The organism is Cupriavidus sp. R6-3 (genome assembly GCF_059772245.1).
The window spans coordinates 1-3,839 of sequence record NZ_JCBAJO010000341.1; the positions used below are offsets into that span (position 1 = coordinate 1).

A 3,839-nucleotide genomic window follows, 5' to 3' on the forward strand; every position below is an offset into this window, starting at 1 on the left:
GGACGCCGCCTACGCGGCGCGCTATACCGCGCTCGTCGAGGCCGTGCAGGCCGCGGAGGACGCCCTTGGCGAGGCCGGACGCGAGCGCCGGCTGACCCGTGCGGTGGCCGAGCAGTTCGCGCGCCTGATGGCATACAAGGACGAATACGAGGTCGCGCGGCTGCACAGCGATCCCGCCTTCCGGCAGGCGCTGCGCGAGCGCTTCGACGGCCCGCTGCGGCTGCGCTTCCATCTGGCGCCGCCGCTGCTGTCCCGGCCCGGCAAGCATGGCGAGCCGCCGCGCAAGATCGCCTTTGGCGCCTGGCTATGGCCGTTGATGGGATGGCTCGCCAGGGGCAAGCGGCTGCGCGGCACGCGCTTCGATCCGTTCGGCAGGACCGCCGAACGCAGGCTGGAGCGGCAGTCCATCGCCGACTACGAGGCCCGCATCCGCGCCCTGCTGCCGGCGCTGACGGAGGCGCGGCTGCCGATCGCCGTCGAGATCGCGCAATTGCCTGCCAAGGTACGCGGCTTCGGCCATATCAAGCTGGCCGCGCACGCGGTCGCCGCCGCGCGTGCGGCCGAGCTGCTGCACCGCTTCGACGCGCAGCGCTATCCGCGCCCGGACGGCGCGCATGGCGCCAATGGCGCGGGTCAACTCAGGGGAATTCCGATCCGGCAGACGGACGCAGGAACGGCGCGCAGTGGCGCGCCGCATTGAGGGGAATATCGGGAGGGATATCGAGAGGAATATCGAGATAAGGCCGGGCGGCCATCGAGGCGGTGCCCGGTGGCGGGCGGCCCTCGGCGGGCCGCCGCGCAGGTGCGAACGCCGGCTTACTGGCGCGCGGCGACGGCGCGGTGGTACTCGACGTGGCGCAGCAGGTAGGCGCGCACCTTGTCCTCGGTATCGCGGCCCAGCCGGTCAGCGGCCTGGCGCGCGGAGCGCTTGCCGTGGGCCGACACCATCTGGCCATCGAGATACTCGCGGAACGACGTGCGCACGGCATCGAGTTCGCCGCGGCAGTCGCGCAGCGCATCGTTGACCACGGCCTGGGTCGTGCCGGGCTTGGCCGAGCGGGCTTCGGCCTTGTCGCGCGCGCAGTCGGTGTATTGCTGCCGCTTCTTCTGCCACTCGGGCGGCGGCCCGGAGGCGGCCTGGCTCTCGGCGGCGGCGGCGGTGGCGGCAGCGGCGGCCTGCTGGTCCGCGGGCGCATGCGAGGCGCACGCGCCGACCAGCAGGATGGCGGGGATCAGGGCAAGAACTTTAGGCATGCCGCATGGTAGCGCCGACGTCGGACATCGCAACACCTCGTTACATCGCGTTGCATTGGCGCCGCAAAAAGTGCCGTGTAGGACAGACACCACCCCAGCTGGGCGGGAAGTCCTACAGCGGTCGCGTTCCTCGCTTTGTATATTGCACAAACGGAGGGCAGCGTGATGGAAGCCATTTGCCCGGTCCAACGATCCAGCGACCGTCGGCGTGGCGCCATCCTGGTTGGCATCGCAGTGTTTGACAGGAACAAAGGAGAACAACATGGAACGTAGGGCATTCCTGAACGCCAGTGCGGGTCTCGGTTTGGCGGTGGCCGGCAGCGGCCTGCTGTTGGGCGCGTGCACCACCACGCGCGATTCGGCTTCTTCCCCGGCCGAGAAAACGACGCGCCGCCGCGAGATCGATTCCGGCGTTCAAAACACGCTGGACCGGCTGTACAGCTCGGTCAACGGCTCGCGCGACCTCGCCTCGCGCGCCCGGGGCATCCTGGTGTTTCCGCGCACGCTGTCGGCCGGCTTCTTCGTCGGCGGCGAATATGGCGATGGCGCGCTGCGCGTGGGCAATACCACCCGCGGCTATTACCGCACCATCTCGGGTTCGCTGGGCTGGCAGATCGGCGCGCAATCGAAGGCGCTGATCTTCATGTTCATGAACCAGCAGGCGCTCGACAAATTCCTGGCCAGCGACGGCTGGACCGCGGGTGTCGACGCCACCGTGGCGGTCGCCAAGGTCGGCGCCAACGGCGCGCTCGACACCAATACCGTGCAGCAGCCGGTGGTGGGCTTCGCGCTGACCAACGCAGGCCTGATGGCTGGCCTGAGCCTCGAAGGCACCAAGATCACCAAGCTGGACCTGTAAGGCGCGCCATCTGCTGGTGATGCCTTGCAGCACCTCGCGCCGCGGCCCTTGGCAGGGGGCCGCGGCGCTTTTTCCTGTCGATTCCGTGGCTGGGAAGCCGAGCCGTGTTGCCGCCGTCCTTGCCGGCCTCCTTGCCGCCTTTGTTTCCTCCGCCACGCCAACGTCCGCGACACCGGCAACGCCAAGCCGCTAGAATTCGTCCCTTTCGCCAACCGGCCGAGGTACCGAATTCTCATGTGGTTCAAGAATCTTCAGCTACACCGCTTCTCCGCACCCTGGAACAAGGACGCCGACGAGGTCGAGGCCTGCCTCGCCTCGCACGCCTTCTATCCGGGTACCAGCCTCGAAATGCAGACCCAGGGATGGGCCTCGCCGCGCGATAACGGCGCGCTGGTGCACCGCGTGGGCAAGCAGATGCTGCTGACCATGCGCGCCGAGAAGAAGCTGCTGCCGGCCACCGTGGTCAATCAGGTGACCAAGGCGCGCGCCGCCGAGCTCGAGGAGCAGCAGGGCTACAAGCCGGGCCGCAAGCAGCTGCGCGAACTGAAGGAACAGATCACCGAGGAGTTGCTGCCGCGCGCCTTCAGCATTCGCCGCGATACCCGCGTCTGGATCGACCCGGAGCGCGGCTGGCTGGCAATCGACGCGGCCTCGGCGATCAAGGCCGACGAGGTCCGCACGCTGCTGTTCAAGGCGCTGGACCCGCTGCCGCTGACCTCGCTGCAGGTCAACCAGTCGCCGGTGGCGGCGATGACCGGCTGGCTGGCCGACGATGCGGCGCCGGCCGGCTTTACCGTCGATCAGGAGATCGAGCTGCAGGCCAGCGCCGAGAGCAAGGCGACCGTCCGCTATGTCCGCCATCCGCTAGACGCCGAAGAGCTGCGCCGCCATATTGCCGCCGGCAAGCGCTGCACGCGCCTGGCGATGACCTGGAACGACCGCGTCTCCTTCGTGCTGACCGACGCGCTGGCGATCAAGCGCGTGGCGCCGCTCGATGTGGTCAAGGAGCAGATCGACGGCACCATGAGCGACGAGGACGAGCGCTTCGACGCGGACTTCGCGCTGATGGCCGGCGAGCTGTCGGCCATGCTGGGCGATCTGACCGAGGCGCTGGGCGGCGAACGGAAGGGCTGAGGCCGGTTTCGGCGGTAGTCGCCAGCGTCGGCGGTTTTCGATACGGGGCCGGCGTCGATACCGGCCCTGGCTCACCGACACCGATTCGCCGATTCAGTGGCTCTGCGGCTCGGCGCCTCAGCGGGCCGGATGCCGCTCGGCACCAGCCGGTGCGCATCGCTCCAGCACCGTCTCCCGGCCCGGCAGGCCGGCAAACAGCGGATGCACCGAGACCAGCGCCCGCAACTCGGCGGGCAGCATGACGCGGTCCCTGCGGGCCAGCGCCGCCGCCTGCTGCAGGGCGCCCAGCACCTGCTCCATCAGTGCGCGCCGCAGCCCGGCATGGCGCGGGTCGATGGTTGCAATCGATTGCAATGCCAGCGCCAGCACGCTGGGCCGCGCGACCCGCGCCAGCGTCTCCGCGGCGATCGTGATGCGTGCCCCGTCGAGCTCGGCACCGCTGAAATCGGTCCATGCGAGGCTGATATCGCGCAGCGTCGCGTGCTTCAGGTTGGCGCCGTTGAAACGCAGATGCGATACGCCGGCAACCGGCGGATCGGCACCCGCCAGGTCCGCATTGCTGAAATCGAAGGCCAGCGCCGTCAGCGGCGCC

Annotated in this window: 5 protein-coding genes; 3 read left to right on the plus strand and 2 right to left on the minus strand. The window is 69.3% G+C overall.

Going from position 1 to position 3,839, the window contains the following annotated elements; translation table 11 throughout:
* Positions 1-700 (plus strand): DUF6537 domain-containing protein (locus AC6EI8_RS25125; protein WP_498383210.1); only part of this gene is annotated, 700 nt, incomplete at its 5' end.
* Positions 701-816: 116 nt separating this feature from the next.
* Here the strand turns inward: AC6EI8_RS25125 and AC6EI8_RS25130 are convergent.
* Positions 817-1,254, minus strand: coding sequence for a hypothetical protein (locus tag AC6EI8_RS25130; protein ID WP_226107114.1), 438 nt, complete (start codon positions 1,252-1,254; stop codon positions 817-819).
* Positions 1,255-1,516: 262 nt separating this feature from the next.
* Here AC6EI8_RS25130 and AC6EI8_RS25135 point away from each other — a divergent pair, with 262 nt between their 5' ends.
* Both AC6EI8_RS25135 and AC6EI8_RS25140 read left to right on the plus strand, forming a co-directional pair.
* Positions 1,517-2,113: a BPSL1445 family SYLF domain-containing lipoprotein gene (locus AC6EI8_RS25135; protein WP_149316601.1), complete on the plus strand. Its 597-nt coding sequence runs from the start codon at positions 1,517-1,519 to the stop codon at positions 2,111-2,113.
* A gap of 234 nt (positions 2,114-2,347) precedes the next feature.
* Entirely contained in the window at positions 2,348-3,247 is a 900-nt protein-coding gene (locus AC6EI8_RS25140; protein ID WP_149316600.1) for a recombination-associated protein RdgC, read from the plus strand.
* A gap of 117 nt (positions 3,248-3,364) precedes the next feature.
* On the opposite strand, the gene AC6EI8_RS25145 is transcribed toward AC6EI8_RS25140, so the two are convergent.
* The coding region (locus AC6EI8_RS25145) for a pentapeptide repeat-containing protein (RefSeq protein ID WP_498383212.1) at positions 3,365-3,839 on the minus strand (475 nt) is incomplete at its 5' end.

Coding starts and splice junctions, on each gene's coding strand:
- AC6EI8_RS25130 (WP_226107114.1), bottom strand. CDS start 1,254: ATGCCTAAAGTTCTTGCCCTGATCCCCGCCATCCTGCTGGTCGGCGCG.
- AC6EI8_RS25135 (WP_149316601.1), top strand. CDS start 1,517: ATGGAACGTAGGGCATTCCTGAACGCCAGTGCGGGTCTCGGTTTGGCG.
- AC6EI8_RS25140 (WP_149316600.1), top strand. CDS start 2,348: ATGTGGTTCAAGAATCTTCAGCTACACCGCTTCTCCGCACCCTGGAAC.